This window comes from Eggerthella sp. (genome assembly GCF_048329335.1).
GTDB lineage: Bacteria > Actinomycetota > Coriobacteriia > Coriobacteriales > Eggerthellaceae > Eggerthella > Eggerthella lenta.
Genome location: NZ_DBFEGU010000202.1, coordinates 1 through 2,909, shown reverse-complemented (window position 1 = coordinate 2,909; position 2,909 = coordinate 1). Strand labels below are relative to the sequence as shown.

General features: G+C 71.3%; 2 protein-coding genes. One reads left to right on the top strand and one right to left on the bottom strand.

The features are described from left to right. Positions 1-937, top strand: a 937-nt coding sequence (locus tag ACMO6A_RS06640) for a D-alanyl-D-alanine carboxypeptidase family protein (protein ID WP_418470954.1), incomplete at its 5' end; no start/stop codon positions are given. Between the two features lie 33 nt (positions 938-970). Here ACMO6A_RS06640 and priA read toward each other — a convergent pair. Beyond that, positions 971-2,909: replication restart helicase PriA (gene priA / locus ACMO6A_RS06635; RefSeq protein ID WP_418470952.1), on the bottom strand; the 1,939-nt coding region annotated here is incomplete at its 5' end.

The window sequence follows — 2,909 nt, the reverse complement described above, 5'->3', positions numbered from 1 at the left end:
CATGGCGCTCCGTCTCAGCGCCGCCGAGCGCGCCTTGCCGCCCGACCGGCTTCCCGACCTCGACGCATCCTGTGCCGCGCTCATGGACGAGGACGGCACGCTGTGGTTCGGCCGCAACGCCGATGACGCCGCGCAGATCGCCTCGCTGACGAAGATCATGACCGCGATCGTGGCGGCGGACTGGCTGGACGCATCGACGATGATCGAGGTCACGCCCGAAGCCGCCAGCGTCGGCGAATCGAGCGCCGGGCTCGCGCAAGGCGACTCGATGACCTTCGACGACGCGCTGAAGGCGCTGCTCACGGCTTCGGGCAACGACGCGGCGTCGGCCATCGCCCAAGCGGCCGGAGCGCGGATGCTGGCGCAGAAGGGGTCGGGCGGCGACGCGTACGCCTGCGAGGCGGCGTTCGTCGAGGCCATGAACGCGAAGGCGGCCGAGCTGGGGCTGGAGAACTCGTTCTTCGCGAACCCGCACGGCCTGGACTTCGACGCGTTCGCCCAGGGGCAGTACAGCTGCGCGGCCGACGTGGCGACAATGCTGCGCGCGGCCATGCAGATCGACCTCGTCCGAGCGAACATCGGGTTCTCGCAGGCAGACATCACGGTCCAGCGCGACGGGGCGCCCGTGACGCTGGCGCTGGAGAACACCGACGCCCTGCTGGGCAGCTACCCGGGCGCGTGCGCGGCCAAGACCGGCTACACGCTGGCCGCCGGGCCCTGCGCGGCGACGGCCGTGAACCGCGGAGACGGGCACGAGTACTACGCCGTGGTGCTGGGGTCGTCCTCGAAGCCGCAGCGATTCGTCGATTCCGCAGCGCTGTACGACTGGGCGTACGCGAACCGATCCTCGCTGCGCGCGCCCATTTCGGACGAGGACATCGCGGCCTGGGGCGAGCGCGTGGCGTTCACGGTCGCCTGGTTCATGGAGGGCTGGTAGGCCGAACGTCCGCCAAGCCGCGGCGCGAGCGCGCTACAGCAGATCGTCGGGATCGACGTCCACGGCCACGTTCGCATCCCTGTCGGGCTTGCGGCGGCGGAAGAGGGGCAGCAGCGCATCGGACAGGTCGGCGTCAGCCGGGCACTTCACCACGATGTGCCAGCGGTACGTGCCGCGCAGCTTCGCCAGCACGCACGGCGTGGCGGGCAGCACGCTCCAACCGTCGCCGCCGAAGTCGCGCACCGCCTCCTCCAGCGCCGCCTGCAGCTCGGCCGCCACGCGGCGCACGGCCGGCTCGTCCTTGCTCCACACCAGCACGTTCGCCATGCGCACGTAGGGCGGGTAGCCCAGCAGGCGGCGCTTCGGCAGCTCGTCGCGCAGGAACAGGGCGCGGTCGTAGGCGGCGGCCGCGCGGATGGCGGGAGCGTCGGCCTCGTAGGTCTGCACGAGCACGCGGCCCGGCAGCTCGGCGCGGCCCGCGCGACCCGCCACCTGCTCCACAAGGTCGAACGTGCGCTCGGAGGCGCGGTAGTCGGGCAGCTTCAGCATGGTGTCGGCGTTGATGACGCCCACGAGCGTGACGTCTTCGAAGTCGAGCCCCTTCGCAATCATCTGGGTGCCCAGCAGCACGGCCGCGTCGGCGGCGGCGAACTCCTCGAGCAGACGCTGGTGCGCGCCCTTGCCGCTCGTGGTGTCGGCGTCCATGCGCACGATGGGCACCCCCGGGCCCACGCCGGGCATCTCGTCGAGCAGCACGCGCAGCTCGGCCTCGACCCGCTGCGTGCCCGCGCCGAACTTCTTGAGGTAGGGGCTGCCGCATTCCGGGCACACGGGCGGCGTGGGTATCCGATAGCCGCAGTGATGGCAGATCAGGAAGTTGCCGCGTTCGTGGTACGTGAGCGACGTGGAGCACGAGGGGCACTCGGGCACGAAACCGCATTCCCGGCACAGCAAGAATTTCGCGAAGCCGCGCTGGTTGAGCAGCAGCACCGCCTTGCGGCCGGCGGCCAGCTCCTCCTCGAGCGCGCGGGCCAGCGGCAGCGCGAACATCGAACGCGACCCGCCGCTGAACTCCTTCGCCATGTCCACCACCTGCACCTCGGGCAACGGTTTGCCGTTCGCGCGCTCGGGCAGGCTCACCTGATGCCATGAGGGGTTTTTCGCGCAGGCGTGCAGCGCCTCGATGGAGGGCGTGGCGCTTCCCAGCACCACGGCGGCCCCGGCGCGCCGCGCCATCCACACGGCCACGTCGCGCGCATGGTAGCGCGGCGCGCTGTCCTGCTTGTAGGAACCTTCGTGCTCCTCGTCGATGACGATGAGACCGAGGTTCGAAAGCGGCGTGAACAGCGCGCTGCGGGCGCCCACGACCACGCGCGCCGCGCCCGAGCGGATAAAATCCCACTGGTCGTAGCGCTCGCCCTGGCTCATGCGCGAGTGCATGACGGCCACCAGATCGCCGAAGCGGCCGCGGAAGCGCGCCACGGTCTGCGGCGTCAGCGATATCTCGGGCACGAGCACGCACGCCGTGCGCCCGGCGGCCAGCGTCTCCTCGATGGCCTGCAGGTACACCTCGGTCTTGCCCGAGCCGGTGACGCCGTCCACGAGCACCACCTCGCCCGCGCCGCGCGAGCGCGCCGCGTCGATGGCCGCGAGCGCATCGGCCTGTCCTCGCGTCAGCGGCGGCTTGGGCGAGGGGGTGAAGGAGCCTGCGGGTTGGACTGCGCCTGCGGGCTGGAGGCTCGCAGGTTGGACGGCCGCTGGTTGGCGCAGTGAGTCAGCGAGCGTTTCCGCAGCGCTTGAGCCGGGGTCGATGACGGAAACGTGGCGCACTTCGGTGCGCCAGCCTTCGTCGACGGCCGTATATCGGGCGTTGCGGGAAGCCGCGGCGTCGGCCCGCTCCGTCGGCCGGCAGGCCGACGGAACCTGAAAGCCCCGCATGCGACGGCGGTGCTCGATGCGCACGACGCCCTGA